Origin of the sequence: Buchnera aphidicola (Takecallis arundicolens) (assembly GCF_964058945.1) — a bacterium.
Classification (GTDB): Bacteria; Pseudomonadota; Gammaproteobacteria; order Enterobacterales; family Enterobacteriaceae; genus Buchnera_L; species Buchnera_L aphidicola_AH.
On sequence record NZ_OZ060369.1, the window covers coordinates 193,099 to 210,357 of the forward strand.

14 protein-coding genes, 3 tRNA genes, 1 rRNA gene and 1 pseudogene are annotated in these 17,259 nt (G+C 25.0%); 13 read left to right on the top strand and 6 right to left on the bottom strand.

The genetic code is table 11. The features are described from left to right. Entirely contained in the window at window positions 1-1,734 is a 1,734-nt protein-coding gene (argS, locus tag AB4W50_RS00865) for an arginine--tRNA ligase (RefSeq protein WP_367677283.1), read from the bottom strand. A 349-nt stretch (window positions 1,735-2,083) separates the two neighbouring features. Between argS and AB4W50_RS00870 the strand changes: the two genes are divergently transcribed. The 9 genes and pseudogenes from AB4W50_RS00870 (at window position 2,084) to tadA (ending at window position 6,874) form a co-directional block, all read left to right on the top strand. After that, a 16S ribosomal RNA gene (locus AB4W50_RS00870) occupies window positions 2,084-3,638 on the top strand. A 64-nt stretch (window positions 3,639-3,702) separates the two neighbouring features. Next, window positions 3,703-3,776 (top strand) — tRNA-Ile (locus AB4W50_RS00875). Window positions 3,777-3,785: 9 nt separating this feature from the next. Then, window positions 3,786-3,858 (top strand) — tRNA-Ala (locus AB4W50_RS00880). Window positions 3,859-3,878: 20 nt separating this feature from the next. Beyond that, on the top strand, window positions 3,879-4,595 hold the full coding sequence (dnaQ, locus tag AB4W50_RS00885) for a DNA polymerase III subunit epsilon (protein ID WP_367677284.1): 717 nt from the start codon (window positions 3,879-3,881) through the stop codon (window positions 4,593-4,595). A 21-nt stretch (window positions 4,596-4,616) separates the two neighbouring features. Further along, a tRNA-Asp gene (locus tag AB4W50_RS00890) sits at window positions 4,617-4,690 on the top strand. Between the two features lie 139 nt (window positions 4,691-4,829). After that, window positions 4,830-5,300 carry a xanthine phosphoribosyltransferase gene (gpt, locus tag AB4W50_RS00895; protein WP_367677285.1) on the top strand — a complete coding sequence of 157 codons (471 nt, stop codon included), beginning with the start codon at window positions 4,830-4,832 and terminating at the stop codon, window positions 5,298-5,300. A gap of 82 nt (window positions 5,301-5,382) precedes the next feature. Then, the gene (locus AB4W50_RS00900; protein WP_367677286.1) at window positions 5,383-5,847 is read left to right on the top strand and encodes a nucleotide exchange factor GrpE; all 465 of its coding nucleotides are present in this window, start codon (window positions 5,383-5,385) and stop codon (window positions 5,845-5,847) included. A 73-nt stretch (window positions 5,848-5,920) separates the two neighbouring features. Next, a pseudogene (gene smpB / locus AB4W50_RS00905) lies at window positions 5,921-6,382 on the top strand (SsrA-binding protein SmpB); the annotation flags it as partial. A 3-nt stretch (window positions 6,383-6,385) separates the two neighbouring features. Next, complete coding sequence (gene tadA / locus AB4W50_RS00910; protein WP_367677287.1) at window positions 6,386-6,874, top strand: tRNA adenosine(34) deaminase TadA; 489 nt, start codon at window positions 6,386-6,388, stop codon at window positions 6,872-6,874. Window positions 6,875-6,903: 29 nt separating this feature from the next. On the opposite strand, the gene acpS is transcribed toward tadA, so the two are convergent. The 5 genes from acpS to lepA are packed head-to-tail and all read right to left on the bottom strand — an operon-like array spanning window position 6,904 to window position 11,620. Beyond that, entirely contained in the window at window positions 6,904-7,284 is a 381-nt protein-coding gene (gene acpS / locus AB4W50_RS00915; protein ID WP_367677288.1) for a holo-ACP synthase, read from the bottom strand. 6 nt (window positions 7,285-7,290) lie between these two features. Continuing rightward, entirely contained in the window at window positions 7,291-8,130 is an 840-nt protein-coding gene (era, locus tag AB4W50_RS00920) for a GTPase Era (RefSeq protein ID WP_367677289.1), read from the bottom strand. Next, complete coding sequence (gene rnc / locus AB4W50_RS00925; protein ID WP_367677290.1) at window positions 8,127-8,807, bottom strand: ribonuclease III; 681 nt, start codon at window positions 8,805-8,807, stop codon at window positions 8,127-8,129. The genes era and rnc overlap by 4 nt, the downstream gene beginning before the upstream one ends. Window positions 8,808-8,833: 26 nt before the next feature. Further along, entirely contained in the window at window positions 8,834-9,799 is a 966-nt protein-coding gene (gene lepB, locus AB4W50_RS00930; protein ID WP_367677291.1) for a signal peptidase I, read from the bottom strand. Between the two features lie 36 nt (window positions 9,800-9,835). Next, a complete protein-coding gene (lepA, locus tag AB4W50_RS00935; RefSeq protein WP_367677292.1) occupies window positions 9,836-11,620 on the bottom strand; it encodes a translation elongation factor 4 in 1,785 nt (594 codons plus the stop codon). Between the two features lie 183 nt (window positions 11,621-11,803). Here lepA and mnmA point away from each other — a divergent pair, with 183 nt between their 5' ends. From mnmA to AB4W50_RS00955, 4 genes are all read left to right on the top strand, one after another. Further along, complete coding sequence (gene mnmA / locus AB4W50_RS00940; RefSeq protein ID WP_367677293.1) at window positions 11,804-12,901, top strand: tRNA 2-thiouridine(34) synthase MnmA; 1,098 nt, start codon at window positions 11,804-11,806, stop codon at window positions 12,899-12,901. Between the two features lie 52 nt (window positions 12,902-12,953). Further along, window positions 12,954-14,330 carry an adenylosuccinate lyase gene (gene purB / locus AB4W50_RS00945; protein WP_367677294.1) on the top strand — a complete coding sequence of 459 codons (1,377 nt, stop codon included), beginning with the start codon at window positions 12,954-12,956 and terminating at the stop codon, window positions 14,328-14,330. Window positions 14,331-14,398: 68 nt separating this feature from the next. Beyond that, entirely contained in the window at window positions 14,399-15,181 is a 783-nt protein-coding gene (locus AB4W50_RS00950) for an enoyl-ACP reductase (protein ID WP_367677295.1), read from the top strand. Between the two features lie 51 nt (window positions 15,182-15,232). Then, window positions 15,233-17,167 (top strand): exoribonuclease II, encoded by a 1,935-nt coding sequence (locus tag AB4W50_RS00955; protein WP_367677296.1) that lies wholly within the window; start codon window positions 15,233-15,235, stop codon window positions 17,165-17,167. Window positions 17,168-17,259: the final 92 nt, after the last annotated feature.

A 17,259-nucleotide genomic window follows, 5' to 3' on the forward strand; every position in this document is an offset into this window, starting at 1 on the left:
TTACATAAAATTTACAGTTTTTATTCCTAAAATTTTTAAACCTAGTTTAATTGTTTTTGCTATTAAAAAACATATTTTTAGTCTACTTTTTTTAATTTTAATAGTTTTTGTATAAAGAATAGGATATTTTTCATAAAATATTGAAAATAATGAGGATAGTTGAAATAGGTATAAACATAAAACATGAGGTCTACCATTTTTTTTAATATTGTATATAACATCTGGGAATTGTAATATTTTAATAGCTAAATTTATTTCAGTTTGTTTTTTTAATAATATTCTTGAATAAATCTTTAATGGATAAAATTTCGATTTTTTCAGAATTGATTGAATTCGAGTGTATGTATATTGTATATAAAGTGCTGTATTTCCGTGAAAAGATAACATGCAATCCCAATCAAATATATAATTTTTTTCCCTATTTTTTGAAAGATCGGCATATTTAATTGCACTTATACCAATAATTTTTGATAAATATAATACTTTATTTTTTCTTAGGTATGGTTTTTTTTGTTTGATAATTTTCTTTGATTTATTAATTGCTGTTTTTATTAATGTGTTTAACTTAATTAGTTTTCCGTTTCTAGTTTGAAATGGTTTATTTTCTTTTGTTAAAACCATACCAAACGCATGGTGTTCTAATTTAAAATCTTGTGTTATATATCCTGCTTTTTTTGCTATTATTTCAATTTGATTAAAATGTTGTTTTTGTCGAATATCTGTGTAATATATGATTCTATTTGCATTAAGTGTTTGAATACGATATTTTAAACATGCTAAATCAATAGTTGAATACAAAAATGTAGTATTTTTTTTTTGTATAATTACTCCCATGGGTTTCCCGAATTTATTTTTCATTTGATTTAGATATATAATGATATTTCCATCTTTTTCTTGTGCAATTTTCTTATCTTGTAGCTCTAATATCATGTTTGGTAAGAATTGAATGTAGAAACTTTCTCCAGTAATATGATTATTATTTAATGTGACATTTAATAATTTGTATATTTTATTATTTTCTTGCATTGTAATTTTTATAATTTTGTTCCATATTTTCATATATTTCTTGTATTTTTTTTGTAGTAAAATTAAACAATCATATGATTTTTTTTTAAATTCTTGATTTTTATCATATAATTTTTTAGATTTTTGATAAAATTTTTCTAAATTTTTTAATGATAGATTAATATCTTTATTTTTTTCATATTTCATATTTAAGAATGCAATTAACATACCAAATTGCGCTCCCCAATCGCCAATATGATTGACACGTATAACATTATGTCCTAAAAATTCTAACAGGCGTACCATAGTATCTCCTAAAATTGTTGATCTTAAGTGTCCAACGTGCATTTCTTTTGCCATATTAGGAGATGAGTAGTCTATTATAATATTTTTTTTTTTTTCTTTTGGTAATCCTATTCGGTGAGAATATATTAGATATTCTAATTTATCTGATAACCATTCATTGTTTAAGAAAATATTAATAAATCCTGGATGTGAGTATTGTATATCTTTGTATATGATATTTTTTTTTAAAAAATAAATTATTTTTATTGATAATAGTTTTGTATTGTAATTTAAAATTTTTGCAATACTAATGATACCATTAATTTGATAGTGTGCTATTTTAGATTTTGAGCTAATTTTAATATTATTAAGGTATTTTTTTGGTATTTTAGATTGTAGTATGGATTTTTCTAGATCTTTTTTTATAATAGTTTTAATGTTCATATTAACTTTATTAATATTTTTAAATAATTTAATTGTAATACATTTAATAAACTATTATCTATAAATAAAATAAATAATTTTTGTATACAATTAGGATATTCTATTTAAATAGAAACTTATTGGTTGTTAGTATTATTTTTATTTTTTAAAAAAAATAAAAAATATATTGACATATTTTTGTAATCATGTAATATATAGATTATAAGTTAAGTGAATACGCTCTTTAAAAATTAATCAAATAATTCATGTGGGCACAGAAAAATTAGTTGCCAAATGTAATTTCACCAACTATTTTGGTGAAATACCATGTTTTTCAAGTTTCACACTGTTATTTAATAATGACAGTTACGAATTTAAGAGTTTGATCATGGCTCAGATTGAACGCTGGCGGCAAGCCTAACACATGCAAGTCGAGCGGCATCGAAAGAAAGTTTACTTTCTTGTCGGCGAGCGGCGAACGGGTGAGTAATATCTGGGGATCTACCTAAAAGAGGGGGATAACTATTGGAAACGATAGCTAATACCGCATAATGTTGAGAAACCAAAGTAGGGGATCGTATTTATATAATACGACCTTACACTTTTAGATGAACCCAGACGAGATTAGCTTGATGGTAGGGTAATGGCCTACCAAGGCAACGATCTCTAGCTGGTCTGAGAGGACAACCAGCCACACTGGAACTGAGACACGGTCCAGACTCCTACGGGAGGCAGCAGTGGGGAATCTTGCACAATGGGCGAAAGCCTGATGCAGCTATGCCGCGTGTATGAAGAAGGCCTTCGGGTTGTAAAGTACTTTCGTCAGGGAAGAAAGAAAAATAGATAATACCTATTTTTTGTGACGTTACCTGAAAAAGAAGCACCGGCTAACTCCGTGCCAGCAGCCGCGGTAATACGGGGGGTGCAAGCGTTAATCGGAATTACTGGGCGTAAAGAGCGCGTAGGCGGATTATTAAGTTAGATGTGAAATCCCTGAGCTCAACTTAGGAACTGCATTTAAAACTAATATTCTAGAGTCTCGTAGAGGGAGGTAGAATTCCAGGTGTAGCGGTGAAATGCGTAGATATCTGGAGGAATACCTGTGGCGAAAGCGACCTCCTGGACGAACACTGACGCTGAGGTGCGAAAGCATGGGTAGCAAACAGGATTAGATACCCTGGTAGTCCATGCCGTAAACGATGTCAACTTGGAGGTTGTTTCCTTGAGAAATGGCTTCCGAAGCTAACGCATTAAGTTGACCGCCTGGGAAGTACGGCCGCAAGGCTAAAACTCAAATGAATTGACGGGGGCCCGCACAAGCGGTGGAGCATGTGGTTTAATTCGATGCAACGCGAAAAACCTTACCTGGTCTTGACATCCATAGAATTTCTTAGAAATAAGGAAGTGCCTTAGGGAACTATGAGACAGGTGCTGCATGGCTGTCGTCAGCTCGTGTTGTGAAATGTTGGGTTAAGTCCCGCAACGAGCGCAACCCTTATCCTTTTTTGCCATCGGTTCGGCCGGGAACTCAAAGGAGACTGCCAGTTATAAACTGGAGGAAGGTGGGGACGACGTCAAGTCATCATGGCCCTTACGACCAGGGCTACACACGTGCTACAATGGTACATACAAAGAGAAGCTACTCTGTAAGGACAAGCAAATCTCATAAAGTGTATCTCAGTCCGGACTGGAGTCTGCAACTCGACTCCACGAAGTCGGAATCGCTAGTAATCGTGAATCAGAATGTCACGGTGAATACGTTCCCGGGCCTTGTACACACCGCCCGTCACACCATGGAAGTGAATTGCAAAAGAAGTGAGTAGTTTAACCTCTTGAGGAGAACGCTTACCACTTTGTGGTTCATAACTGGGGTGAAGTCGTAACAAGGTAACTGTAGGGGAACCTGCGGTTGGATCACCTCCTTATATAATAAATGCAACTTAATTTTTTATGTGCCCACATTAATTTTTTGATTAAGACAGCTAAAATAGGCTTATAGCTCAGTTGGTTAGAGCGCACCCCTGATAAGGGTGAGGTCGGTGGTTCAAATCCACTTAAGCCTAATATAAATAGGGGCTGTAGCTCAGCTGGGAGAGCGCCTGCCTTGCACGCAGGAGGTCAGCGGTTCAATCCCGCTTAGCTCCAAAAAATTTCTAAAATAAAATATGAATAATAAAATTGATAGAAAAATTGCTTTGGATATTGAAACAACTGGATTAAATAATTCAGGATTGTTATATAAAAATCATAAAATTATAGAAATTGGAGCTATAGAAATAATAAATAGGAAAATTACTAATAATAAATTTCATGTTTATATAAATCCTGAAAGAGAAATTAATAATGAAGCTTTCAAAATTCATGGAATATCAAATAAATTTTTAATTGATAAACCTTTATTTTCAGATATATATTTAAAATTGATTGCATATATTTCAAATTCGGATATTATTGCGCATAATGCAAATTTTGATATTTCATTTATAAATTATGAAATTAAAAAATTAAATAAAAATTTTAAAACTATTAATAAATTTTGTAAAGTAATTGATACTCTTGAAATTGCACGAAATATTTTTCCAGGAAAAAAAAATAATTTAGATGCTTTATGTAATCGATATGAAATAAATAATAATAGTAGAAAAATACATAGCGCTGTACTGGATGCATTTTTAGTTGCAAAAATATATTTGAGAATGACTTGTTTACAAAAACAAATTCAATTGGATAACATAACAAGTTTAACTGATTTTAAAAAAGAATTTGATTATAATTTAAAAATTAAATTAAATATTTTAAAAGCTACTAATTCTGAAAAAAAAAAGCATAAAAGATATCTTAAATATATGGAAAAATTAGGTAATTGTTTATGGATGAATTAAATTATTTTTTAAAATTATTTTGGTGCGGTAGTTCAGTTGGTTAGAATATTGGCTTGTCACGCCAGAGGTCGCGGGTTCGAATCCCGTCCGCACCGTATTTTGTATTTAATGATATTTTTTATTTTATTAAATTTTATGTATTTATGATATTAAAAAATAATTTTTTAATACAATTTTAGTTATACTAACGATCAATTCCTATGAATTTAAATTTTATAATTTACAGGGTTTCTTATGAATAAGAAACATATCGTTACATGGGATATGCTACAAATATATACTAAAAAATTAGCTTATAAAGTCATGAATATTAGACCGTGGCAAAATATTATTGCTGTCAGTCGAGGTGGTTTAATACCTGCAGCTTTATTAGCAAGAGAGTTAAGTATTCGTCATGTGGATACTATTTGTATATCTAGTTACAATTACCATTCTTTAAAAAAAATTAAATTGATTAAAAAATCTAATTTAACAAGTTCGAATGTTATTATTATAGATGATTTAGTTGATACAGGTGGTACAGCTAAATTAATCCGAAAAATGTATCCTAAAGCATATTTTGTAACTATTTTTGCAAAACCACATGGTCTAACATTGGTTGACAAATATATTATAGATATTCCACAAAATGTTTGGATTGAACAACCTTGGGATACAGCAATATCATATATTGCTCCATTAATTGCGGAATCTAAAATTGTATAACTTTTTATATTTACTTTATATAATAATTAATTAAATAATACACTTTGATAGTGTATTAAAAATATATCTATGATTATATATTATGAGAACACAAATTGATCATTTAAAAAATTTAATATTAGACGAAAAGAAAAAAATATCTTTTATTAAAAAACTATCTGAAAAAAACGTTAAAATTTTGTTAAATAGAATCAAAAAAGATATACAGAACGTTCATAAATATTCTTTAGCAAATACTATTTTTTCAATATTATCTGATATTGATAGTTTAGAAAAATCATTTACTTTATCATTAGAGAATAATAATTTTAATTTTATTACTGCAGATTTAAAAAAAATATTAAAAATATTTGATGACTTATTTAAAAAATATAATATTACTATTATTAATGATATTAATGTTGTATTTGATCCTTCAATGCATCAAGCAATTTCGGTATCAGATTTACATAATACTAAGCCAAATTATATTATTACAGTTATGCAAAAAGGATATAAATTACATGAACGTATTTTACGTCCTGCAATGGTTGTAGTATCAAAATAGTATTTTTATATTGAATATTTTTTAATGTTAAAATCAACTGTATGGTTATTAGAATTATGATAAAAAAAAAAAAAATAGTAATATATTGAATATTACACAGAATAAAAAAGCATATTATAATTTTTTTATTGAACAAACATTGGAATCAGGTTTAATATTAAAAGGTTGGGAAGTAAAATCAATCAGAAATAAAACAGTAGATATTAGTAATGGTTATTTATTTTTTAAAAATTATGAAATCTACTTAATTGGTTTAAGTATACAACCTAATCAATTTTTATCTTGTACATTAAATCAAAATATAAAACGTAATATAAAAATTTTATTAAAAAAAAAAGAAATACATACTTTGTATGGAAAGTATAAAACAAAAGGTTATAGTTTAATCGCTCTTGCTTTATATTGGAAGAATGCTTGGTGTAAATTAAAAATTGGTGTTGCAAGAGGTAAATCTAAACAAGATAAGCGGTTACATATTAAAAAACAAGAATGGAATATACAAAAAAACATAATTGTAAAAAAAATATTAAGATAATACATGCATATTAACCATTCTAAAAATGTTAGTTTTTTAGATAATACTCAAGATCAATTATGGATGCAATATGCTTTACTTTTAGCAAATCAAGCAAAATACCATGGTGAAGTTCCAGTAGGTGCTGTTTTAGTGTTTGATGGTTATCTTGTTGGTTCTGGATTTAATTGTTCTATCAAAAATCATGATCCAACAGCACATGCAGAAATTATTGCTTTAAAAGAAGGTGGACAAATTTTAAAAAATTATCGTTTAAAACATACTACATTATATGTTACATTAGAGCCATGTATTATGTGTTTAGGGGCTATTATACATAGCCGTATTTCAAGATTAGTGATAGGAACAAAACATACATTTAAAAAAGAGCAGGAATATAATACTACATATATTTTTAATAAGTTAAAAAATAAAATTACAATTGATGAATCTATGTTTTTTAAAAAATGTACATTTTTAATAAAGGACTTTTTTAAAAAAAAAAGAAATTAACGTATATATCAATATTTATATTAAAAATATTAATTTTCTAAAATTACTACAGCAAAAATGTGTTGTTTTTCATCACTAATACTAACATGAATAGATTTAATATTTTTTTTTATTAAAATTTTTTTAGCTTGTTTTAAAAAAACAAGCTTTGGTTTTCCAAGTTTATTATGTATTAATTCAAAATTTTTAAATTTGATATCATTTCTTATACCAAAACCTAAAGATTTAAATAATGCTTCTTTTACAGCAAAACGTTTAGCAATAAAACTTGATTTATTCTTAATATTTAAAAATTTACTTAATTCTTTAGGTGATAAAATTCGTTTTGCAAATCTCATACCAAAAATATTAATTATTTTTTTTATTCTTTGTAAATAAATAATATCACATCCAATTCCTATGATTGACATTTTATATTACGCTTTTACTGTTTTAATATTTAAGGTAAGTATAATTTTTTTATTTAGATATTTTTGTATATCATGTTTAGCTAATAAATAACATTTTTTGATTTTATTTCCATTTTTACCAATAATAATTTTTTTTTGTCTAATATTTTGTGATAAAATTATAGCATAAATACAATGTATGCCACAACTGTTTATCCAATATCTTTCAATCTGGACTTTTATTAAGTATGGAATTTCTTGATTTAATAATCGAATTAATTTTTCTCGAATTATTTCGCAGATAATAAATTCTTTTGAATGTATTGTAATATTATTTTGTAAAAAAATATATTTTGATTTTGGTAAATTATTTGATATAGTATTTGATAATATATTAATATTTTTTCCAGTTTTAGCAGAAATTGGTATAATTGATAAAAATTGATGTTTTTTATGGATTAAGTTAATAAAAGGTAAAAGTTGTGTTTTATTTTTAATATGATCAATTTTATTAATTATTAAAATTATTGGTATAAAAAATTTTTTTATTTTTTGTAAGATAATATCTTCTAATTGTAACCATTTTGTTTTATTAATAACAAAAATAATTAATTGCATGCAATATTTATTTTGGAATAAATTTTTTTCTAAATTTTTTCTATCAATTTCAATTCCAGGAGTATCGATATATATACATTGGTGTTGTTTTATAGTATGTATACCAACAATATTTTTTTGAGTTGTACCAGATTTATGTGATGTTATTGATATTTTACGACCAATTAATTGATTTAAAATACTAGATTTACCAACATTTGTTCGTCCAACAATACCAATGTATCCGCAATATGTAATATCTTTTTTCATACAATTCCTAATTTTATTAACGCTGCATTTGCAGCATTTTTTTCTGCTTTTCTTTTACTAGAACCAAAACCAATGACATGATTTTTAATGTCTAAAATTTTACATTCTATCGTAAAGAGCTGATTATGTGCTTCTCCATATACTTGTGCTATAATATATTCTGGTAAAGGTAAATGTTTAGATTGTAAATATTCTTGTAATCTAGTTTTTGAATCTTTTTTTGTATTATTTGGATGAATATTTTTTAATCTTGATTCATACCATCCTAATATTAAATTCTCTATAGTTTGAATATCGCTGTCTAGAAAAATACCGCCAATTAAAGCTTCGATTGTGTTTGCTAAAATTGATTCTCGTTGTGAACCCCCGCTTTTTATTTCCCCTGGTCCCAACGTTACATACTGTCCTAACTGAAATTCACATGCAATTTTTGATAAAGTATTACCTTGTACCAATTTTGCTCGCATTCTGCTCATATCACCTTCATTAATAGTAGGAAAGTGTTTATATAATGCATATGAAATTACAAAACTTAAAATTGAATCACCTAAAAATTCTAATCTTTCGTTATGTGTACTACTTGCGCTACAATGTGTTAAAGCTTGTTGTAAAATTTCTTTCGTTTTAAAAGTATATCCTATTGTTTTTTGTAGTTTTTTTATCACGATATAACTCATATTAAGTCAAAATTTTTAATTTAAAATTAATTAATTGTACCAATACGATGTAAATTAATTCCAGTAGGCCATTTTCCTACTTTTTTTTCTAAACTCATCCAAATATAATCTACTTTACCAATAATTTTATTTTCTGGTACAAAACCCCAATAACGACTATCACAGCTATTATCTCGATTATCTCCTAAAACAAAATAATTTTTAGGTGGTATAATCCAAGTTCCTGTTGGTTGTTTATCTTGATGAAAATACAATTTTGGTGTGTTTTTATTTGCATGTGATATTAGTATGTTATATTTATAATGATCAAGAATTTCTTTATAAATCATGCAATTATAATTTAAAATATTATCATTACTGTTAAATTTTTCAACGTCCGATACAGTTTCTTGCATTTTTTTATTTTCAACAACGCTATTGGTATTGTATTTTTCAAAGACATATTGTTTAAAGGATATTTTTTTGTTATTCTTTATTGTATTATAATTTGAATAAATAGTAAGTATTTTATTGATAGAATCATATACTACTTTATCACCAGGTAAACCAATAATTCTTTTTACAAAGTTTTTACGTGAATTTTTAGGATCTTTTAATGCAATAATATCTCCTCTTTTTGGGCTATGATATTTCACTAAAATATTATTGGTAATCGGATTTTTTATGCCATAAAAATATTTTTTTACTATAATATAATCTCCAGGTAATAATGTTGGCATCATAGATTCTGAAGGGATATAGAATGGTTCATAAAAAAAACACCGAATAATAAATACTAAAAGCAAAATTGGAAATAATGATTTTATATTTTTTAATTTACAACTTTTTTTGTATGTTTTATTATTATTTAATATGTAATTTTTCTTTTGTAATTCTATATTTGATTGAAATATATTTTTATTTTTTTTAAAATTAAAAAATTTTTCAGAAATCCATAATAATCCTGTAAAAAATACTGATATTGATAAAATATCTAAAAATATGTTGTCCATCGTATTTTTATCCTGTTTATTTAATTTTTTAATATTTTAGTTAGATAGTATAGAAAAAAATGTTTCTTTTGGTATATTAATATTACCAATTTTTTTCATCTTTTTTTTACCTATTTTTTGTTTTTTTAATAATTTTTTTTTTCTACTAATATCTCCTCCATAACATTTTGATAATACATTTTTTCGTAATTGTTTTACAGTAGATCTAGCAATGATATTATTACCAATAGCAGCTTGTACTGAAATATTAAATTGTTGTCTTGGAAGTAGTGATTTAATGCGTTCAACAATTTCTCTTGCTTTGTTATATATATTATTTCTATGAAATATTAAAGATAATGCATCTATTTTTTCAGAGTTAATTAATATCTTTAAACATACTATATCAGTTTTTTTAAAATACTTAAAATTATATTCTAAAGATGCATATCCATTAGAAATAGATTTTAACTGATCAAAAAAATTTATAATAATTTCTGAAATAGGTATTTCATATTGTAATGATACTTGGTGTGCATGATAGATAATATTTTTTTGTATACCTCTTTTTTGTAAACATAACATAATAATTTTACCAACATATTTTTCTGGTGTTAAAATATTACATGCTGCAATTGGTTCTCTACATTCTTTGATATTCTTTATTTTAGATAAAGAATTTGGATTGTTTAAATAAATAGTTTTTTCATTTATAGTCTTAATTTCATACATAACGGTTGGTGTTGTAGATATTATGTTTAAATGATATTCTCTTTCTAATCTAGCTTGTATTATTTCCATATGTAATATACCTAAAAATCCGCATTTAAATCCAAAACCTAAAGCATCAGAGTTTTCTGGTTCATAAAATAGTGAAGAATCATTTAAACTTAATTTACCAAGAGCAATTCTAAAGTTATCATATTGTTCAGTTTCGACTGGAAATAATCCGGCAAATATTTTAGGATGTATTTTTTTAAATCCAGGAATAATATTTTGTGTTGGTTGATCTGCTGTAGTAATAGTATCACCTACATAAAATGCTGTAATATCTTTAACTCCACATGTAATCCATCCAATTTCACCACATGTTAATTTTTTTTTTATTTTTGATTTTGGTGTAAATATACCTATTTGATGTACTAAATAATTTTTTTTTGTACTCAAAATTTGAATTTTTGTACCTAAAGATAATATTCCATTTTTAATACGTACTAAAGAGATTACACCTAAATAATTATCAAACCAAGAATCAATAATTAAGGCTTGTAATATAGATTTATTAGATCCTGAAGGATGTGGAATATCTGTAATAATTTTGTTTAAGACATTGGTTACTCCTTTTCCAGTTTTTGCAGAACATTGTACGATATTTTTTGGATTAAGTCCAATAATTTCTTGTATTTCCTGAATCACTCTATTTGGATTTGCTGTTGGTAAATCTATTTTATTTAATATAGGAATGACATTTAGATTCATATTTAATGCCATATTGCAAGTAGCAAGTGTTTGTGCTTCAATACCTTGACATGCATCAATAATTAATAAAGCTCCTTCGCATGCATTTAATGATCGTGATACTTCATATGAAAAATCTACATGGCCTGGTGTATCAATAAAATTTAAATAAAATTTTTTGTTATTTTGGTAAGTATATTTAATTGCTACACTTTGCGCCTTAATAGTAATACCACGTTCTTTTTCTAAATCCATAGAATCTAATACTTGATTTGACATTTCTCTTTTTGTTAAACCGCCGCATATTTGAATAAATCGATCTGAAAGTGTCGATTTTCCATGATCAATGTGTGCAATGATGGCAAAGTTTCTTATGTTTTGCATAATTTTATTTTTTCTTTTAATAAAAATATGTAATACAGTATTTTTTTTATAAGATTAACAATTATTGTAATATATTTACATATTAAACGCAAAAAAAATATAAATATACTATAATACAATTTTTTATTAATAATTTTTTAATTTATATTTATATAATCATACTTAATATAATAATATAATTTTATGAAAAATAAAAAAGTAATTCTTGCAATGTCTGGTGGTGTTGATTCATCAGTATCAGCACATATTTTATTAAATTTAGGATATACAGTATCAGGAATTTTTATGAAAAATTGGGAAGAAGATGATACTATTAATTATTGTGCTTCTTCTAAAGATTTAAATGATGCAAAACAAGTATGTCAAAAATTGGGTATTTATTTACATGAAGTTAACTTTTCAGCAGAATACTGGGATAATGTATTTGAAAATTTTTTATTATCACACCAACAAGGAAAAACACCTAATCCTGATATTTTATGTAATAAAAAAATAAAATTCGGTGTACTATTTGATTTTATAATTTATCAATTACAATCAGATTATATTGCTACTGGACATTATGCACAAATTAAATATTTTAATAAAAAACCTATGTTAATTCGAAGTGTAGATATTAATAAAGATCAAAGTTATTTTTTATATACACTAAGTTCGGAAAAATTAAAAAAAATATTATTTCCAATTGGTCATTTAACAAAACAAGAAGTTCGTACTATTGCAAAAAAAATAAAATTACATAATGCAAACAAAAAAGACTCTACTGGAATTTGTTTTATTGGTCCTAATAAAAATTTTCATTTTCTAAGTCGATTTATTAGTAGTCGAAAAGGCAATATTGTTACTGAACAAGGTTATATTATTGGCACACATAATGGTTTAATAAATTATACTATTGGACAAAGAAAAAAAATAGGAATTGGTGGTAAATTCGATAAAAAAAATACACCATGGTATGTTATTAGTAAAAATTTAATGAAAAATAGTTTAATAGTGGCTCAAGGACATAACAATATTAGATTATTTTCTATTGGTGCTATTATTTTTAATGTGCATTGGATACATAAATTAAATATTTTAAATGGTTTAGTTTGTACTGTTAAAACAAGGTATCGTCAAAAAGATATATCATGTCAGATATTTTTTATTAATATATTTTCAATAAAAATTATTTTTAAAAAACCAGAATCATCTATTACACCTGGACAATCAGTAGTATTTTATTCTCAAGATATTTGTTTAGGGGGCGGTATCATTACACAGGCAATTCCATTATATTAAATATATCATATAACTTATCATAATAAATGCTTGTATTTTAGGATTTTATAATATGAATGATTTTTATTTATCAGCAATATCACCAATTGATGGAAGATATCATAAAAGTACATTAATGTTAAAAAATATATTTAGTGAATACGGTTTTTTAAAGTTTAGAGTAAAAATTGAAATACGATGGTTACAACAATTATCGTTCATTCCAGATATTACTGAATTACCGAACTTTAATGATAGTATTAACCAAGTTTTAAATAATATAGTTAACGATTTTAATTATGATGATGCTTTAGAAATTAAACATATTGAAAAAACTACAAAACATGATATAAAAGCTATTGAATATTTTTTAAAAAAAAAAATTACTTGTAAAGTACGGGATCATGATTTAATAATTAATTTTATACATTTTGCTTGCACTTCAGATGACATTAATAATTTAGCATATGCGTGCATGATTAAAAAAACTATATTTGAAATTTTAATACCATATTGGAAAGAAATTTTATCTGTTATTAAATGTTTATCTTATAAATTTAAAAACATTAGTATGTTATCAAGAACACATGGACAGCCTGCAACACCTTCTACTGTAGGTAAAATAATAATTAATTTCTATTATAGACTTAAAAGACAACTTATACAATTAAAAAATATAAATATTTTAGGAAAAATAAATGGAGCAACAGGAAATTATAATGCACATATAGCCGCTTATAAAGATATTGATTGGCATAAAATTAGTCAAAATTTTGTTACTAATTTAGGTTTACAATGGAATCCATATACTACACAAATAGAACCGCATGATTATATGTCTGAAATATTTAGTTGTATTATACGATTTAATACTATTTTAATTAATTTTAATCAAGATATATGGGGGTATATTACATTAAATTATTTTCGTCAAAAAGTTACAGACAATGAGATTGGATCTTCTATTATGCCTCATAAAATTAATCCAATTAATTTTGAAAATTCTGAAGGAAATCTAGGATTATCAAATGCGATTATGAATTATATGATATTAAAATTACCAATATCAAGATGGCAGAGGGATTTACGTGATTCAACGATATTACGTAATGTTGGTGTAGTTTTTGGTTATTCTTTTGTTGCATATGATTCTTTATTATTAGGTTTAAAAAAAATAGAAGTGAATTATGAAAATATTCAGAAAGATTTATATGATAAATGGCAATTATTAGCTGAACCAATTCAAACTGTAATGCGTCGTTTTGGTATTCCAAATTCATATGAACAATTAAAACATCTAACAAGACGTCAGGTTATTAATAAAAATAATATTCATGAATATATTAATACGTTAGAAATTCCTGAATTTGAAAAAGAAAAATTAAAAAAAATCAAGCCTGATAATTACATTGGTTGTGCGATTTCATTAGTTGAAGAATTACATAAATAAACTATCTTAATAAGTACAAAAAACTACTGGTTTTGTATATAAATGCTTATTTAAGTTTAAGGAACAACATGGGATTTTTAAAAAATAAAAAATTTTTAATTACTGGTATTTTAAATAAATTTTCTATTGCATATGGAATCGCTCAAGCAATGAATCAACAAAGTGCATCTTTAGCATTTACTTGTTTAAATAAAAAAAATAAAAAAAAAATTCAAGCAATTGCTCAACATTTTAATTCCAATATTGTAATAACTTGTAATTTTTTAAATCAATATAATATAAAAAAATTATTTATAAATTTATTTAAATATTGGGACAATTTTGATGGTTTCGTACATGCTATTGCATATGCTCCAAAAAGACAATTTTCAGATAATTATATTACTTCTGTTAATAAAAGTGATTTTAACAAAACAAATTATATGACTTCATATAGTTTAGTTGCTATGATTCAAGAATGTCATAATAGATTAAATCCTAGTTCTGCAATAGTTACATTAACATACTTGGGATCAAAAATCGCAATACCATATTATAATGTTATGGGTGTTGCAAAAGCATCTTTAGAATCTAATGTAAAATACATAGCAAATAATGTTACTAAAAATAGATTTAGAATTAATGCAATTTCCGCTGGCCCAATACAAACAATTTCTTCATATAGTATTCCGAATTTTAAAAAAATATTAAAACATTCAAAAAATTTTTCTCCAATTAAGCGTTTAGTTACAATTGATGAAATTGGTAATACTGCTGCTTTTTTATGTTCGAATTTATCAAGTGGAATAACTGGGCAAGTAATTTATGTTGATGGTGGTTTTAGTATATCTATGATGAATCATTTGTTTTAATACATGATAAATAGGTATTTTTTTTATTTTTAAATATTTTGGAATTATTATATGTTAAAAAAAAATATAGTCAGTAAATTCAAAGATCAAATAATTATTCATAGTACGGATGTTATAGGCATTGTAAAAAAATACAATCGTAAATTCGGTTTTTTACGTTCACAACATAAAGTAAATTATTTTATTCCAGAAAAATATATTAATTGTATTATGCATGGAGATAAAGTTTTAGTTATAATTTTAAGTAAAAAAAATAAACTTTTTGCTAAACCCATAAAGTTAATTAAATCATTTTTAAATACTTTTATTGGTAATATAAAAAAAATAGGAATGGATTTTTTTATTCAACCAAATTATCCCTTTTTAAAAGAATTAATTCTGTGTAGTATTGATAATATTCAATTTCCAAATATTAAGCATGGAGATTGGTTTATTGCAGAATTATTACATCATAAGTTAAACGGTTTTAAAGATTTTTATGTTAGGTTAGTTAAATTTATTGCTTCAGGGAATGATACATTTTTACCTTGGAAAGTCATTTTATCACATTATAAAATAGAATATAAATTTCCAAAAATGACTTCTTATGATATTATTTTTAATAATAATATTCCTAGAAAAGATTTAACACATTTAAAATTTATTACCATTGATGATGAAAAAACTAAAGATATAGATGATGCGTTGTTTTTAAAAAAAATTGATAATTCTGAAATTAAAATTATTATTGCAATTTCAGATCCTACTGCATATATTAGTCCAGGAAGTACGTTAGATATTTTAGCAGCTAAACGATTATTTACAAATTATTTGCCTGGTTTCAGTATTCCAATGTTACCAATAGAGTTATCAGAAGATATACTCTCTTTACATCCTAATAAAAAAAAACCAGTTTTAGCTTGTGAAGTTAGTATAAATAAATGTGGTGATATTTCTAAAAACATTATTTTTTTTTTAGCTTGGATACGGTCTCATGAAAAGTTAAATTATAATAATGTTTCAAATTGGATTCAGGGTGTAGAAGTGTGGAAACCAGGTACAGTAGATATCGCTAATCAATTAAATTTATTACATCAATTATGTTGTAGACGAATATCATGGAGAAAAAAATATGCATTAATATTTAAAGATAATCCAGAATATAAGTTTCATTTTTCTAATAATCAGGATGTTATAAAAATTTCTTTAGAATATAGAAATATTGCACATAAAATGGTAGAAGAAGCTATGATTATTGCGAATATTAGTGCAGCGAAATTCTTATCAAAACATGTAGGATTTGGTATTTATAATGTTCATTCTGGATTTAATATGATTAATGCTAAACGTGTTGCATTATTTTTACAAAATAATGGTATTAACATGAATTATAAAAAAATCGCTACTTTAATAGGTTTTTGTGAATTATATCGTATGTTAAATACTTTGCCAAATTGTTATATCGATAATCGAATTCGACGATATCAATCTTTAGGAACATTTAGTTTAACACCAAAACCACATTTTGCTTTAGGATTAAATGAGTATTTAACATGGACATCACCAATACGTAAATATAGTGATATGATTAACCATAGATTATTAAAAAATGTTATTTTAGGATATCCTTCTACCAAACCAAGTCATAATATTGTAGTAAATATTGCAAACTGTAAACGTCGTCATAAAGTTATTAAAAAAAATATAGAAAATTGGTTATATATAAACTTTTTTCAAAAAAATAATACAATACAAAAAATTTTTGAAGCTAAAATTTTTGATATTTTACCATCTGGTATTAAAGCACGCTTATTAATCAATGGGGCTAGAATATTTATTCCAATTATATATATATCAAACATGAAAACAGAATTAATATGTGATCAACAGAATGGAATTTTATATTTGAATAATAAAGAATTATATCGTGTTTCTAATGTTATAACAGTCATTATTATTGATCTTAAAATTGAAGAACGTATTATTTTGGCACGACCTTATACTTAAATTAATATATTAAATAATTTTTATATTATTAAGATAAAAAATGGAATTATATAGTTTTTTAATTATATTTCATGAAATAGTATATAATTTTA